Here is a 14236-nt window from a genome sequence, read left to right on the forward strand (position 1 = left end):
GAAAAACTAAAATGGTTCACAGAATAAGGAGGTATCAGGGGTTATGGTTATGAGTTTGGATTTGAAAAATAAAATAGAGAAGGCCAGACATAACCTTTATGTGCTGGTAGAGCATAACAAGGGTGGTCTTGGACATCCCGATGTGATTCGGCAGTCTATGGCATTGGACGAATTGATTAATGAGTATAACCGAATTAGCCGAAACCATTCGCGGGCCTGAACCCGAAGGGATTTTGATTTTAAATACAGAACGAATCACATAGATAAGTAACACTTGATCGTACAGACGGGCATGAATATGGCCGGAATGGTATTGTCTCCGTTGAAGAGGCAGTACCACTCCGGCATAGTATTCATGCCCGTTTGTTTTTTAAATATCAATTATCTATCTGTTTAATGCAGCAATCGTTTGGCTTCCAAATACAAGACCTGTACGAACTTTTTTGTATTAATGCGTGTCTGGGACAAGGAAGGTTCCACATTGTTTTGCAGCTCCAGCATTTTCTTGCGGATTTCGGTGAAATCAAAAAATTTGGATGCATAGTTCTCGAACTTGGGATGTGTATAATCCGTTAATCCCAGAGACACTACATGGCTCAGTGTCTGGAAGATGGCTCTGCGAACACGTTGTTCCGATGCTTTGATCTCCTTGTTAATCTCTGCGAGTGATGCGTTGTCTCCCAGCTTGCGTATCGCTACGTTCTGGAAGATGTCCTTGAGGGACGGGAACGTATAGGGCGACAGCTTATGTTCATCTGTCTCTACCTGTTCCAGATATTCCAGCATGTCCAGCAGATCCCTGCTGCCCGCTTCGCCGATCATGCCCATCTCGGACAGCAGGAAATGTCCTGCAGTCGTGATTGTTTTGTCTGGAACCGGAGCCGCAGGGCGTTCGGTAGAATTCAAACCGGACAGTCCCTGCAATGTCCGCTGAATATCTGCGATGGATTGCTGCATCCGAAGCCTCTCGCTTACCAGCCGCAGAACAGATAGAATCTCCAATCGGTTAATCGGCTTCGTAATATAATATTCAATGCCTAGAGAATAGGCTTCGCCAATCATATTTTTCGACTCGATCTGGGAGATCATGACGATCTTGCCCTCGAACCTTCCTTCAAGCGCTCGCACAGTCTGGATCCCGTCTCGTTGTGGCATCAGCAGATCAATCAGCAGGACATCCACCTTGTGCAGTTCCAACAGTTCCGCGTGAATATGTGCTCCGTCCTCAGCTTCCCCGGCAATATTGCCAAGGCCTTCATCCTCAATAATATCCATCAACATGGAACGAACGCCAGGATCATCATCCACGATAAAATAACGCATGTCAGTCATTCCCTTTCTCTGCGAATGGTGTGATTCCTTCTTGCATAGAACCTGACATGTCAGGTTAAATGACAATGATTGGGCGATCAAAGCCCATTTTTAAAATAAATGTAGAAATTGCATGTAGGTATTTGTCGATTTCCGTAGATGCCCTTGTAGTATAAGTAACATCCCGAAGTCTGGGGCTAGTGTTGTGCAGAATGGTACAAACTTTTCATGTTACTCATCTCTGTACTTGAAATACACCATAAAAAGGGGCATACCGATGGAGCAAACAATACAAGATATTGTCGTCATTTTCAATGATTTTCTATGGTCCAAAGTGTTAATTATACTATTGGTAGTATGTGGGATATACTTCACCACCAAGACCCGATTCATGCAATTCCGCATGATTGGAGATATGGTGAAGGTGCTTCTAGAGCCAAAAAGCAAGGAACCAGGCAAAATTTCACCTTTTCAGGCGTTCTGTATTAGTATGGCAGCCCGTGTAGGTACAGGGAATATTACCGGTATCGCATTGGCTATCGCACTGGGTGGACCTGGTGCTATATTTTGGATGTGGATCATTGCAATTATCGGGTCAGCCTCCAGTTTTGTGGAGAGTACGCTGGCTCAGATCTATAAAGTGAAGGATAAGGGCGGATTCCGCGGGGGTCCGGCGTATTATATGGAGCGTGGGCTAGGAAAGCGCTGGATGGGGATTTTGTTTGCCATTCTCATCACACTTTCATTTGGTTTGGTCTTTAATGCGGTGCAGTCTAACACGATTACCGTTGCATTTGAGAACTCATTTGGCACGGATCGGTTAACGATAGGGATCATTATGGCCGTGGTATTTGCAGGAATTATTATGGGTGGTGTCAAACGGATTGCAAAAGCGTCGGAATACATCGTCGTGGTGCTTGCCGTATTGTACATTGGGGTAGCGGCTTTTGTGGTGCTGGCGAACATTACCCAGCTTCCGGCCATGATTGCGTTGATCGTCAAAAATGCCTTCGGCATTGAGCAGGTGGCTGGCGGAACGTTGGGCGCTGCACTGATGAACGGTGTGAAACGGGGATTGTTCTCCAATGAGGCGGGGATGGGTAGTGCCCCGAATGCGGCTGCAACGGCGGATACATCACATCCAGTGAAGCAGGGACTTATTCAGGCGTTTGGCGTGTTGACAGATACGTTAGTGATATGTACAAGCACAGCCATGATTATTTTGCTATCAGGAGTGTACAAAGGTTCTGATCTGGGTGGTATTGAGTTAACTCAGGCAGCATTAAGTGTACATATTGGTTCATGGGCATCGGGATTCCTGGCAGTTATGGTGTTCCTGTTTGCCTTTAGTACACTAATTGGAAATTATTACTACGGAGAAACCAACATTGAGTTTATCAAATCCAACAAAGTTTGGCTGTGGGTATACCGTATTTGCGTTATCGCGATGGTGGTGTTTGGTGCGGTAGCCAAAGTGCAGCTGGTATGGGATTTGGCTGACCTTTTCATGGGGCTTATGGTGGTAGTGAACCTGATTGCAATTCTGATGCTGTCCAAGGTGACTTTCGAAGCATTGAAGGATTACAAAAAACAGAAGGCTGAGGGCCATGATCCCGTCTTTACCCGGGACCGGATTCATATTCCGGGTGAAGTGGAGTGCTGGCAGTCGGAAGAAGAAGTTATTGGAGATAAAACAATACATGTAGCCAATTAGGATTTTATCTGAACGTGGTTGGTTATATACAAATGGGCACAACAAACAACAGGACTTGGATTATCCATCATGGGCAACCCGAGTCCTGTTTGTTGCATTACTTTTTAACTGAATAGCTGATGAGTTGCTCGGATAGAGCTTTCATTCGTGCGCCTGTTTCATTAAGCTGCTCAATCACATCCGTGAAGGATGCTACAAGTGTTGCTTGTTCCTGTGAAGAGGCTGCAATCTGGGAGACTTCAACTTCCATCTGCTTGATGACCTGTTGTACATCTCTTAGACTGGTATCGATATCACTTGTAGCTTGTTTGGCATCGACAGAGAGTTTGCGTACTTCGGATGCCACCACACCGAATCCTGCGCCTGCCTCACCAACGCGAGCAGCTTCAATAGCGGCATTCAGGCCAAGCAAGTTGGTCTGTTCAGAGATTTCACGAATGAATCCGGCCACCTTATTAATCTGGGAAGAGTTCTGAACAGCAAGTCTTGTGTTCTGCAGGATCTGCTCACTCGTTGCTTGCAATTCTTCGGCATGAGCGGCGACATGCTGCACCATATCAACGAGGTTACCATTGATGGTTTGATTTTCTTGTATAATGTCTTCAAGTTTATTCTGGTTGGATTGATCGTAAGATACACAAAAAACAGCAACAACGTTGTGGTTATCATCAAAGATTGGAATGTTCAAAACATCCAGTTCAATACCATAAACTTCCTTGGAGAGCGTGGAGAGTGTAGCTTCTCTTCCATTTTTTAAGATGGCAAAGTTCTGATACGATTCCAAGAGCGTCATTCCTTTTTCAAAACCAAGATCAAATCGATCTGTCATAATGACGTCTAGTACTTTTTCGTGATCATAAAGAGTTAAACTGGCTGGTTCTCTGAGGATCAGGCTGATATAAGGCATTACTTTAAGCAGGGCATCTACAACGTTCATGGAAGAGGACCATCCTTTCAATATTTGAATGTATTATATTTATCGATCTTGGAATGCTCTATCTTTCATCGGACAGGAAGGGCTTTTCGTGAACGGCATTTTGCATGAAAGAATGAACATTTTATGATTAAATTTTTAAATATTTACCATTTGAACTGATTTATTGGATATAAGTGTTAGTTGTAACTATTTTTATATCAAGATATTTGTTCGAATGTATATCAATTATGGGACATATGTCCTTTTACATACGTTATCTACGACAACGGAGGGGAAGTCGGAATGAAAGAAAACATGGACTTTGGACTTGTGCGGCAACTCGCCCGTGAGAATGGGCTCGATCAGGTGTTGGACGAGTCTGCACTCGCTGAGTTGCGACTACTGGAGGCTGCAAAGGGCGAGTTGATCTGTGCCAAGGGTGAACGACCCGAGCGTTTGTATTTTCTCGTGCAGGGCAAGCTCAAGATCTATACCACCCTGCCTAACGGGAAGTCTCTGTTGCTTCGTTTCAGTACACCACTCGCGCTCGTAGGAGATCTGGAACTGGTGAATGGCAAGGAGGCGATGAATACGGTAGAGTCTGTGAGCAAAAGCCTCTTGCTGGGTATCAGTTATCGCTCTCTCCAGAATACGTATGCAGAGAACCCTAAATTTCTCCACTTTATGCTGAGTCAGGTTACACACAAATTGTATACCTTCTCGAACCTGTCGAGTCTGAATATGTTATATCCGGTCGAGAGCCGATTCGCCAGCTATCTGTTGTCCACAATCGTTCAGGACGAGTCCTCTTCGGAAGAGATACAGACCTCCAAGCTTACCGAACTGGCGGATATGCTGGGCACCAGCTATAGACATCTTAATCGAGTTGTTCAGGATCTGTGTAACCGAAATATAATTCGTAAAGTGCAGCGAAAGCTGGTAATCTGCGATCTGGAACAGTTGCGTGCCATCGCAGGAGGCAATATATATGAGTGATGGCATTTAAAATAAAGATCAAGCCAGCAGATCTGTACGACATGAAGCGACACAATAAAATACAATACAACATAACCAAGAGCACCCTCTCGAACATACCAAGGGGGTGCTCTTTTGGCACTGTACTTCAAGTGGACCAGAAAGTGGATCAGATATCTCCGCGTTGCTCGAACAATTGAGCGATCTCTACAATGACACGGGTTGCCTTCACCATATTGTCTACCGATACATATTCGAATTTGCCATGGTAGTTCTCACCGCCAGTGAAGATATTCGGTGTGGGCATGCCCATATAGGATAGCTGGGAACCGTCTGTTCCTCCCCGGATGGGGCGAATGACAGGTTCGATGTCCAATCGGGTCATGGCTTCGTGGGCAATGTCGACGATCTGGCGTACGGGTTCAATTTTCTCGCGCATGTTATAGTACTGATCATTTAATTCAACCGTGATGCTTTTCTCTCCATACTTGGTTTTCAGTTCGTTCGCGATCTGGAGCAGATTTGTTTTGCGCTCTTCAAACTTCTCCCGGTCAAAATCTCGGATGATGTAGCTCATCTTGGTCAACTCAACGTCACCCTCCAGAGACAACAGATGGTAGAAACCATCATAACCGTCCGTGAATTCGGGAGCTTCCTCCACCGGCAGGCGTCGATTCAATTCCATCGCAATTTTCAGAGAGTTTACCATTTTATCCTTCGCTGTTCCGGGGTGTACATTGGTGCCTCGTACAGTGATTTTGGCGGCAGCTGCATTAAAGCTCTCGTATTCCAGCTCACCAAGTGGTCCACCGTCGACTGTGTAAGCGTACTTGGCTCCAAAAGCAGCTACGTCAAACTTATGCGGTCCACGGCCAATCTCTTCATCCGGGGTAAAGGCAACCCGAATCTTGCCGTGTTTCACTTCCGGGTGTTCAATCAGATAGGCCATCGCCGTCATGATCTCGGCGATACCTGCCTTATTATCTGCACCAAGCAACGTTGTACCGTCGGTTGTGATCAGGGTGTGGCCTTTATACTCGTGCAATTCCGGAAAATCCTTGTTGGACAGTACGACATCCAGTTCCGAGTTCAGCACAATGTCAGCACCGTCATAGTTATCGATAACCTGTGGTTTGACATTTTTACCGGTAAAGTCTGTCGCAGTATCAAGGTGAGCCAGGAAACCGATCACGGGAACATCCTTGTCCGTATTGGATGGCAGTGTTGCCATGACATAACCGTTCTCGTCCATCGTCACTTCCTGCAGACCAATGGAGGTGCACTCTTCAACGAGCAATTTGCCCAAGGCCAGTTGGCCGGGTGTGGAAGGGCAGGTCTCGCTATTTTCATCGGATTGGGTATCCATCTGAACATAAGTACGCAGTCTTTGAATTAATATATCTTTCATCTATAATCTCTCCCTAGTTTGAGTAGTATATAAGTTGAACTACTTGTTTTCCACTGATCCACTACGAGGGCCACAATAACCTTTTGATCGCTGTTATCCTCAGATTTTTTGATCCACTTTTACAAAGGTGAAAATCTGAGGATAGCGTATGCTTTCGAAGAAGCTTTCTTGCAGAAAGCTTTTAGCTCCGCTTCTACAGGTTATTTCTGCCCTCTCCGTTATCGTGTAACCGTTAGTCACAACTTATGTAAATTGGGTATAGTAATTATTGTGCATCTCTATGGTTATCATATCATGTTTTGCAGTCATTTCCAGAATGGGACAGAACCGAGTAATGAGGATGACTAGGTATCAAAAAGGGTACTAGGTCACAAAAATGTACGTACTTGTATTTTTATAACTGAGGTTCATAATAAGTGATGAAGAAAGGATGAGATCTAGACATGCCATTTATCACGGTTAAGGTACTGGAAGGCAAGTCGGTTGAGCAGAAACGTCAGTTGATTGAACGTATGACTCAGGTGGCTTGTGAGACACTGGATGTTGATCCGAGCAAAGTCTTTATCTTCATTGAGGATTTGGAGAAGGACAATTACGGCAAGAATGGGAAACTATTCTCGGATTTGGACAATAAGTAAGGCTTCATATATATCATGATCATGGAACAGGAGATGCAGTAACAATGACTGAACAATTATTTTCCCCTTATCAATTCAAGAGTCTGCAATTAAATAACCGTGTCGTCATGGCACCGATGTGCCAATATTCTGTCACTGCGAAGGACGGCATTCCGAACGATTGGCATCAGGTTCACTATGTGAGCCGTGCAGTTGGAGGCACAGGATTGATTGTAATCGAGATGACCGATGTAGATCCAGATGGACGTATTACCGATAATGACTTGGGTATATGGTCAGATGAGCATGTGCCTGCCTTCACCAAACTGGTCGATGGAATCCATGCCTACGGCTCCAAAGTAGCCATTCAGATCGCACATGCGGGACGAAAAGCAGAGGATGCACCACAGCCGGTTGCCCCATCGGTAGTTACATTCCCGGGAGAAAAGTACAAGGAACCACGTGCGTTAAGTACGGAAGAAGTAGAAGCCATGGTGCAGAAGTTCGCAGACGGTGTTCGCCGCGCAGTACAGGCTGGAGTGGATACCATTGAGCTGCACGGTGCACATGGATACTTAATCCACCAGTTCCACTCCCCGCTGATGAACCATCGTGAGGATGAATATGGTCAGGACCTGTCTCGTTTTGGCGTTGAAGTCATTCGTGCAGCGAAAAAGGAAATGCCAGCAGACATGCCGCTAATTATGCGGATTTCGGCTGTAGAATACGCGGATGGTGGATACGATATCGACCACACGATCAATATCGCTCGTGCCTACCAAGACGCTGGCGTGGACATGTTCCATATCAGTTCAGGTGGCGAAGGACCTTCGGGACAGCGGAAACCGGGGAACTATCCGGGGTATCAGGTACCATTTGCCCGTCGCTTCCGTGAAGAACTGAACGTTCCTGTCATTGCAGTGGGCATGCTGGAGGATGCAGCATTGGCTCAGGCGGTGATTGGAAACGGCGATGCGGATCTGGTTGCCGTTGGCAGAGGTATGTTGCGTGATCCGTACTGGGCGAACCATGCGGCTCTGGAACTGGGTGTCAGCAAGGATCAAGCTGCCATTGCGGAGCAATATTCCCTTGGATACTAATTTGCTCTAAATTGTATTTAGTAAAATAAGGCCACAGCATGGGTTAAACCTCATACTGTGGCCTTATCTGTAAGATGAGAAGCAAGTACACTCAATTACGGATGATTATGCTCTTCGAGTTGCTTCATAGACGAATTTTTGATTCGATTGTGTCGGTGGCCGGTCCGGGTTAAAGTCGGCGTATACTTTAATATCAGAGAAACCAATGTGTTCGAGAATTAGGCGTAACTCTTCTATGCCGTACCAACGCAAGGTAAGTTGTTGCATCTCTGTAGCGACAAGTTGACCCTGATGCCATTGTTCATAGCGAATCAGACTTACTTTATATTGATGTAGAAGGTTCACTTCAATGGTTTTCACCTCTAGAGTGATCGTATCCCCATCAGGTAATGGAACGGTTGATGTTTCTATCGAAGAGGGTTGTGTCACATCGGGCAGAAACAGATCAAACACGAGCTTGCCGCCAGGTTCCAAATGTTGAAATAGATTACGCAATGCGTTAATCGAAGCCTCTCTGTCTTGGATGAGAAGTAAAGAACCTCCGGGAATGATAATGGTTTTGTATCGATACGGAAGGTCAAGCTTCTCCAGATTGGCAATGAACAGCTCAGGCATGGGCAATGCCCGCTCGGTGCAGCGAGAACGGCAAGAGTTAATCATATCGGTTGAATAATCAAGTCCATCCACCATCAGGCCTGCTTCAAGCAAAGGAATGAGCATTCGGCCCGAGCCAGACATGGCTTCAAGAATCCGTCCTTTGCAGCCTCGAAGATAGTGCCGATAGAATTCAATATCTCCTCCCAAGGAGTGTCCCACGGGTTTGGTTAGATCATAAACGGCGGTACATAGTGGACCGTAATAACTGAAAGACATGGTATAGGTATCCCCCACATTTCAATGTAATGAATTGCAAACGTGGAAAGGAATACGTTAATATTATCCCTTCCGACAACGGTTGGAATTGGATTTTTCAGAGCAGACTATCATAGGAATCACGCACCTTATATGTAGTATATTCCAATTATGGGGTGATGGCACAGTTGGGGTCAACACCTTTTTTAGTCGTTATGTGAACCCATTTGACATGAATCTTAAAATCTCAAACAATGAATAAATATATTCAAGGAGGCGATACGATTGGAATCATCATCAAGTGCATTACCGGATATCCGGGAGGAACTATTGCTTCATGCACCTGTAGAGAAGGTGTGGGAGATGGTCTCGACAGCGCAAGGATTGGGTGCCTGGTTCATGCCAGGTAATCTGGAACCCGTGGAAGGTCACGAGTTTATATTGGAAGCAGGCCCCTTCGGCCAATCACCATGTCAGGTGACGGAAGTTCTTCCGCAACAGAAGCTGTCATTCCGCTGGGGTAAGGACTGGACGTTGACGTTCCAACTGAATGAACAGCCGGAAGGTACGGATTTCACACTGATACACAGCGGTTGGGATGCAGATAAACTGACTGAATTTGGACAGGCCCACGCCATCGTACGGGAACGTATGGAACAGGGATGGGCCGGAATTGTTCAGAAACTTGCCCAAGCTGTTAAATAATCAGTGAGATTCAGATTCAAAAATAGCTTCATCTAAGCTTATTCATTCAATCAACCTCAGACCATCTTGCTCGTTCATTCGGGTGGACATCGGTCTGGGGTTCTTTGGTGTGCTAGGATCTGGCGGAAACCCAAAAAATCCTTCAAATTATAACGATGTTGACCGATTATGATACGTAAACTATTTCAGTGAGCACCAGAAACGTTTAAAATGAATGAAAGCAATAAATCGACAAAATTAGACATCTCTCGCCATTGTGGATGGAAGGAATACATAGATGAGAAAACACTGGATTATGCTGACCATAAGTTTCATATGCATTGTCATTTTTCCGTTGGGCTGGATTGTCCAGACGTTAATTAGCGAGCGGGGTAACCCCCAGGCTACAGATGGAAAAATTGATCTGACCCACTGGGACTTTGATCGCAAGGGTGCAGCGTCTTTAAAGGGAGTTTGGGATTTCTACCCTGGGCAGTTACTGAGCCCCGCAGATATTGAAGCGAATGTATCTGGTCGTAAGCCATTGCTGGCTTCGTCGGGCACGCAGGTCCCGGCCCGATGGAACAAATCTCTCGGGCAAGCACATGGGTATGGAACCTATCATTTGCAAGTGCAGCTTACACCCCGAACGATGAAAAATGATTATGGTATACGCACGCAGAATATACGCATGGCTCACCAGGTGTTTATCGATGGTAAAGAGATTGGTGGCAGAGGCCTGCCAGGAAAGACCCCGGCGACAGATGTACAATTAAACCTGCCATTTACAGGATTCACTTCTATTGAGGGCAATACGGCTGACATTATCATTCAGGTATCAAACTATAGTTATTCTTCTGGGGGCATTGTAGCGCCCATTTTGTTTGGAGACGAGCATAGTATTCTGAAAAGCCAGCAACAGGATTGGCTCAAGGATCTGATGACCTTATTCGGTTTTATCTTGCCAGCCGCCTTTTTTCTGCTTCTGTTCAGATTACGGCGTACGGAGAAGGAGCTTCGTTTTCTCGGATTATTCAGTCTTTCCGGTGCGTTATACGCTCTGACACATGGGGAGAAGTTACTGGGAACGTTTGTACCGTTCCTGACCAATAATGAGATGCTTCGGATTCAGCTTCTTAGTTCAGCCTTTGCCTATTACTTTTTGCTTCGGTATATGGATGCCCGTGTGCCAGGAGCAATTCATCAGTGGTTTGTTCGTCTGGCGGTAGTGCTAGTTGTTACCCAGACCATTGTGGGTCTTACGCTCCCTCCAACACTTTTCTCGTCTCTTGAGCTTCCCATGTTATTGATCTCGCTTGTTGTCATGTTCTATACGCTGCGAGCGATGTTATATTGGTTGAAAAGACGGCCCAATGATAGCCACTTTGCACTGGTGAGCATGATGAGCATACTCATGGTTGTTGTGCTGCACACGCTTGGTGCGTTTACTACCCTAGACACAGCGTTCTTTGCGCTGATTGAACTTTTATTATTTGTATTTGCCCAGATGATTGTGACCGCAATCCGCTTCGCACAATCATTCCGCGATGTGGAAGCCCTTTCGGAGCGTTTGCTTGCCATTGACAGCCTCAAGGATGAGTTCATGGCGAACACTTCGCATGAGCTGCGGACCCCCCTGCACGGCATCATTAATATTGCACAATCAATGCTGGAAGGGGCGGCAGGAGCGGTCACACCCAAACAAGCCAAAAATCTGTCCATGATTACTTCAACCGGCAGGCGGCTTTCACTGCTAATTAACGACATTTTGGACTTTTCCAAATTAAAAAATAGTGAAATCGAGTTGAAAAGGGTAGCTGTTGATCTGGAATCCGTTGCTCGTACAGTGGTTGAAGTCTCGGGATTTTCGTTTGAGGACAAGCCGATTTTGTTGATTCAGCAATGGCCACAATCGTTGCCGCTTGTTGAGGCAGACGAAGATCGCCTCCGCCAAGTTCTGTATAACTTGCTGGGTAACGCCTACAAGTACACTGAGCAGGGTGAGATTCGGTTGTACGCCAGTGTTGAAGGGGATTGGGTGAAAGTATCGGTCGCTGATACAGGGGTAGGCATTGCCTTGGACAAACAGGAGGATATCTTTCAGGCGTATGAGCAGAGTAACGGGACGATTGAGCGATTGAATAATGGTACCGGACTGGGTCTGAGTATTACACGGAAACTCGTTGAGCTTGGCGGTGGTGAGATATGGGTCGAATCGGAACCGGGGCAAGGTTCGACCTTTCATTTCACCCTGCCTGTTATGAAGATGCCACTACTGCAAACTCATTCGAAACCCGTTGCAGCCCGATATGTTGCTGCACAGGGAGCGGGGACGAAGGCGCTTGTGACAAGAGAGTCAGATGAGCCTTCTGATCTTACAGAAGCGGAGCACACGATTCTGATTGTAGATGATGACCCCGTGAATCGACAGGTATTGCTTAATCTGTTATCGACGGAACGATATCGGGTTATCGCAGCGGACAGCGGGTCCACCGCATTGAAACTCCGTGAAGAATTCCCGTCCATTGATCTTGTTATTACGGATTGGACAATGCCTAAAATGTCTGGGCTTGAGTTATGTCGCAAGCTGCGCGAGCACAGTTCCTTGTCTGAGTTGCCCATTCTGATGCTGACCGCCCGAGGGTTGCCTGAGGATATCAAACACGGATTCCAGGCGGGAGCCAATGACTTTCTGAGCAAACCGGTGGATGCTGGTGAATTGCGAGCCAGGGTTCGGACGTTAATTGAGATGCGGAGTTCGGTGCAGGAAGCTATTCGGACCGAAATGGCCTTTTTGCAGGCCCAGATCAAGCCGCACTTTCTATATAATGCACTCAATGTCATTATCGCGACCTGTGCAGTGAATCCGGACAAAGCAACTGATCTGCTGATTGAACTCAGTCATTACCTGCGCGGAAGCTTTGACTTCCAGAACAGGGAGCAGCTTGTTCCTTTGACCAAAGAGTTGGAATTGGTGGAGTCTTATGTGCATCTGGAACAGGCCAGATTTGAAGAAAGACTGGTGGTTGAGTATGAGGTGGAATCGGATGTACAGCTATATCTGCCACCTCTCAGTATTCAGCCACTTGTGGAGAATGCCATTCGACACGGCGTGATGGAGCGGGCAGCCGGTGGGACAGTTCATCTTCAGATTTACAAAGAGAGCGAGCATGTGGTCGTTCAGGTTCAGGATGATGGTGTGGGTATCCCTCCTGAGCGTATGGCTCAGGTCAAGTCTGGGCGCACGGAGGGTCCTGGGGGTGTCGGGCTGCAAAATATAAACCGCCGCCTGATGTCTCTCTATGGTCAGGGACTGGAGATTCATAGCCATGTGGGTAAAGGTACGCAGATCCAATTCCGCATCCCTGTGCAAAAGGTGGATTATGCCAAATAATGTGCCGAATTAAGCAATTATGGTTAACAGAGTAATAAGCGGATACCGATAAAATCGGTATTCCTATTGAATCTTTCATGGCAGGAGGCTAATAGAACGGTGAGAGCCATTGTGATCGATGATGAGAAGCCAGCGCAGCTTCATCTGGAGCGTCTACTACGAACGGACGGACGAATTACACCCGTGCAATGTTTTTCAACAGCTCGTGATGGTCTTCATTTTCTGGCAAAGGAACGTGTAGATGTTGTGTTTTTGGACATTGGAATGCCGGAGATGAATGGCCTGGAAGCGGCTGAATATATACAGCAATTGGACCAGAGTATTCGTATCATCTTTGTTACGGCTTATGCGGACCATGCGGTTGAGGCATTTGAGCTGCATGCATTGGATTATGTGCTTAAACCGGTAAGCTCCGCAAGATTGGCCAAAACGATTGATCGGATCGCGGGCATAATGTCATATACTTCCCAGGTTGCAGCCACCGCCGAGGTACAGGAATCGGAGCCTGTCTCTGTGGAACTGGATAACGAAGTTCCGGGGCTGCTTACGTTCAAACACCTGGATATCTATAGAAGCCTTGATCAGGGTTCCGAGAAACACAAGTGGCGTACAACCAAATCACAGGAATTGTTTGCTTTTTTGTTTCATCACAGAGGAGAGTGGGTAAGCAAAGAGATTCTGCTGGATAAGCTGTGGGGTGATGCATTCCAAGAGAAAGGGTTAACCCATCTGCATACATCCGTATATCAGATCCGAAAGCTGCTTAAGGAATGGAACATGACAGGCAAGCTTGAGTACAATATGAACCGCTATCGTCTGTTATCAGGCAATCTGGTAAGTGACGTTGAACAATTCGAAAAAGCCATGGTATACAACACCATTACATCAGACAATGTCGATGACCTGAGGCATATGATTCCGCTTTACCGTGCCGATTATCTGGAAGAGCATGATTATCACTGGGCACAGGCCAAAGCAAGGGAACTGAGACGGAAGTACACAGGGCTGGTTATGGATATCGCGAGATGGGATATGGAGCATGGTCGTGGCAAGGAAGCGATTGAGCAATTAACGATATTGCAGGAACGGGAGCCTTATTCGGAAGAGATCTGCCGACTCTTGATGGAGGTATATGCATCCCTAGATGATCAGCAAGGCATACTTCGTTTATATCATTCATTTAGATTGACCCTGAATGAGGATCTGGGACATCAGCCGGAGCCGGAAACAAGCAGGTTATATCAGAATCTGACGGACAATTAAAT

The 14236-nt window shown here is 46.3% G+C and carries 12 protein-coding genes; 8 read left to right on the forward strand and 4 right to left on the reverse strand.

The window, feature by feature from the left end:
• Nucleotides 1-43 precede the first annotated feature (43 nt).
• Nucleotides 44-220, forward strand: coding sequence for an aspartyl-phosphate phosphatase Spo0E family protein (locus tag ACE3K2_RS25440; RefSeq protein ID WP_338589257.1), 177 nt, complete (start codon nucleotides 44-46; stop codon nucleotides 218-220).
• A gap of 173 nt (nucleotides 221-393) precedes the next feature.
• Here the strand turns inward: ACE3K2_RS25440 and ACE3K2_RS25445 are convergent, their stop codons facing one another.
• Complete coding sequence (locus tag ACE3K2_RS25445; protein WP_421896865.1) at nucleotides 394-1323, reverse strand: response regulator; 930 nt, start codon at nucleotides 1321-1323, stop codon at nucleotides 394-396.
• Between the two features lie 265 nt (nucleotides 1324-1588).
• Between ACE3K2_RS25445 and ACE3K2_RS25450 the strand changes: the two genes are divergently transcribed.
• Nucleotides 1589-3025 carry an alanine/glycine:cation symporter family protein gene (locus ACE3K2_RS25450; protein WP_421896609.1) on the forward strand — a complete coding sequence of 479 codons (1437 nt, stop codon included), beginning with the start codon at nucleotides 1589-1591 and terminating at the stop codon, nucleotides 3023-3025.
• Between the two features lie 97 nt (nucleotides 3026-3122).
• On the opposite strand, the gene ACE3K2_RS25455 is transcribed toward ACE3K2_RS25450, so the two are convergent.
• Nucleotides 3123-3962: a methyl-accepting chemotaxis protein gene (locus tag ACE3K2_RS25455; protein WP_421896612.1), complete on the reverse strand. Its 840-nt coding sequence runs from the start codon at nucleotides 3960-3962 to the stop codon at nucleotides 3123-3125.
• A gap of 282 nt (nucleotides 3963-4244) precedes the next feature.
• Here ACE3K2_RS25455 and ACE3K2_RS25460 point away from each other — a divergent pair, with 282 nt between their 5' ends.
• Complete coding sequence (locus ACE3K2_RS25460; RefSeq protein ID WP_421896615.1) at nucleotides 4245-4937, forward strand: Crp/Fnr family transcriptional regulator; 693 nt, start codon at nucleotides 4245-4247, stop codon at nucleotides 4935-4937.
• A gap of 148 nt (nucleotides 4938-5085) precedes the next feature.
• On the opposite strand, the gene pepT is transcribed toward ACE3K2_RS25460, so the two are convergent.
• Entirely contained in the window at nucleotides 5086-6324 is a 1239-nt protein-coding gene (gene pepT / locus ACE3K2_RS25465) for a peptidase T (RefSeq protein ID WP_421896618.1), read from the reverse strand.
• A gap of 443 nt (nucleotides 6325-6767) precedes the next feature.
• Here pepT and ACE3K2_RS25470 point away from each other — a divergent pair, with 443 nt between their 5' ends.
• Both ACE3K2_RS25470 and ACE3K2_RS25475 read left to right on the forward strand, forming a co-directional pair.
• On the forward strand, nucleotides 6768-6962 hold the full coding sequence (locus ACE3K2_RS25470; RefSeq protein WP_253441854.1) for a tautomerase family protein: 195 nt from the start codon (nucleotides 6768-6770) through the stop codon (nucleotides 6960-6962).
• Nucleotides 6963-7006: 44 nt separating this feature from the next.
• Nucleotides 7007-8041 (forward strand): NADH:flavin oxidoreductase/NADH oxidase, encoded by a 1035-nt coding sequence (locus tag ACE3K2_RS25475; protein WP_421896621.1) that lies wholly within the window; start codon nucleotides 7007-7009, stop codon nucleotides 8039-8041.
• A 105-nt stretch (nucleotides 8042-8146) separates the two neighbouring features.
• On the opposite strand, the gene ACE3K2_RS25480 is transcribed toward ACE3K2_RS25475, so the two are convergent.
• The gene (locus ACE3K2_RS25480) at nucleotides 8147-8914 is read right to left on the reverse strand and encodes a class I SAM-dependent methyltransferase (RefSeq protein ID WP_421896624.1); all 768 of its coding nucleotides are present in this window, start codon (nucleotides 8912-8914) and stop codon (nucleotides 8147-8149) included.
• 264 nt (nucleotides 8915-9178) lie between these two features.
• Here ACE3K2_RS25480 and ACE3K2_RS25485 point away from each other — a divergent pair, with 264 nt between their 5' ends.
• The 3 genes from ACE3K2_RS25485 to ACE3K2_RS25495 all read left to right on the forward strand — a co-directional run bounded on the left by ACE3K2_RS25485 (nucleotide 9179) and on the right by ACE3K2_RS25495 (nucleotide 14234).
• Nucleotides 9179-9598: an SRPBCC family protein gene (locus ACE3K2_RS25485; protein ID WP_421896627.1), complete on the forward strand. Its 420-nt coding sequence runs from the start codon at nucleotides 9179-9181 to the stop codon at nucleotides 9596-9598.
• A 277-nt stretch (nucleotides 9599-9875) separates the two neighbouring features.
• Nucleotides 9876-12971: an ATP-binding protein gene (locus ACE3K2_RS25490; RefSeq protein ID WP_421896630.1), complete on the forward strand. Its 3096-nt coding sequence runs from the start codon at nucleotides 9876-9878 to the stop codon at nucleotides 12969-12971.
• A gap of 99 nt (nucleotides 12972-13070) precedes the next feature.
• Nucleotides 13071-14234 (forward strand): response regulator, encoded by a 1164-nt coding sequence (locus tag ACE3K2_RS25495; protein WP_421896633.1) that lies wholly within the window; start codon nucleotides 13071-13073, stop codon nucleotides 14232-14234.
• Nucleotides 14235-14236: the final 2 nt, after the last annotated feature.

Source organism: Paenibacillus sp. (genome assembly GCF_048976745.1).
In the GTDB taxonomy this organism is placed as follows: Bacteria; Bacillota; Bacilli; order Paenibacillales; family Paenibacillaceae; genus Paenibacillus.

Bases quoted from the DNA above. Each gene is read 5' to 3' on its own strand.
- ACE3K2_RS25440 (WP_338589257.1), top strand. From the start codon at position 44: ATGGTTATGAGTTTGGATTTGAAAAATAAAATAGAGAAGGCCAGACAT.
- ACE3K2_RS25445 (WP_421896865.1), bottom strand. From the start codon at position 1,323: ATGCGTTATTTTATCGTGGATGATGATCCTGGCGTTCGTTCCATGTTG.
- ACE3K2_RS25450 (WP_421896609.1), top strand. From the start codon at position 1,589: ATGGAGCAAACAATACAAGATATTGTCGTCATTTTCAATGATTTTCTA.
- ACE3K2_RS25455 (WP_421896612.1), bottom strand. From the start codon at position 3,962: ATGAACGTTGTAGATGCCCTGCTTAAAGTAATGCCTTATATCAGCCTG.
- ACE3K2_RS25460 (WP_421896615.1), top strand. From the start codon at position 4,245: ATGAAAGAAAACATGGACTTTGGACTTGTGCGGCAACTCGCCCGTGAG.
- pepT (WP_421896618.1), bottom strand. From the start codon at position 6,324: ATGAAAGATATATTAATTCAAAGACTGCGTACTTATGTTCAGATGGAT.
- ACE3K2_RS25470 (WP_253441854.1), top strand. From the start codon at position 6,768: ATGCCATTTATCACGGTTAAGGTACTGGAAGGCAAGTCGGTTGAGCAG.
- ACE3K2_RS25475 (WP_421896621.1), top strand. From the start codon at position 7,007: ATGACTGAACAATTATTTTCCCCTTATCAATTCAAGAGTCTGCAATTA.
- ACE3K2_RS25480 (WP_421896624.1), bottom strand. From the start codon at position 8,914: ATGTCTTTCAGTTATTACGGTCCACTATGTACCGCCGTTTATGATCTA.
- ACE3K2_RS25490 (WP_421896630.1), top strand. From the start codon at position 9,876: ATGAGAAAACACTGGATTATGCTGACCATAAGTTTCATATGCATTGTC.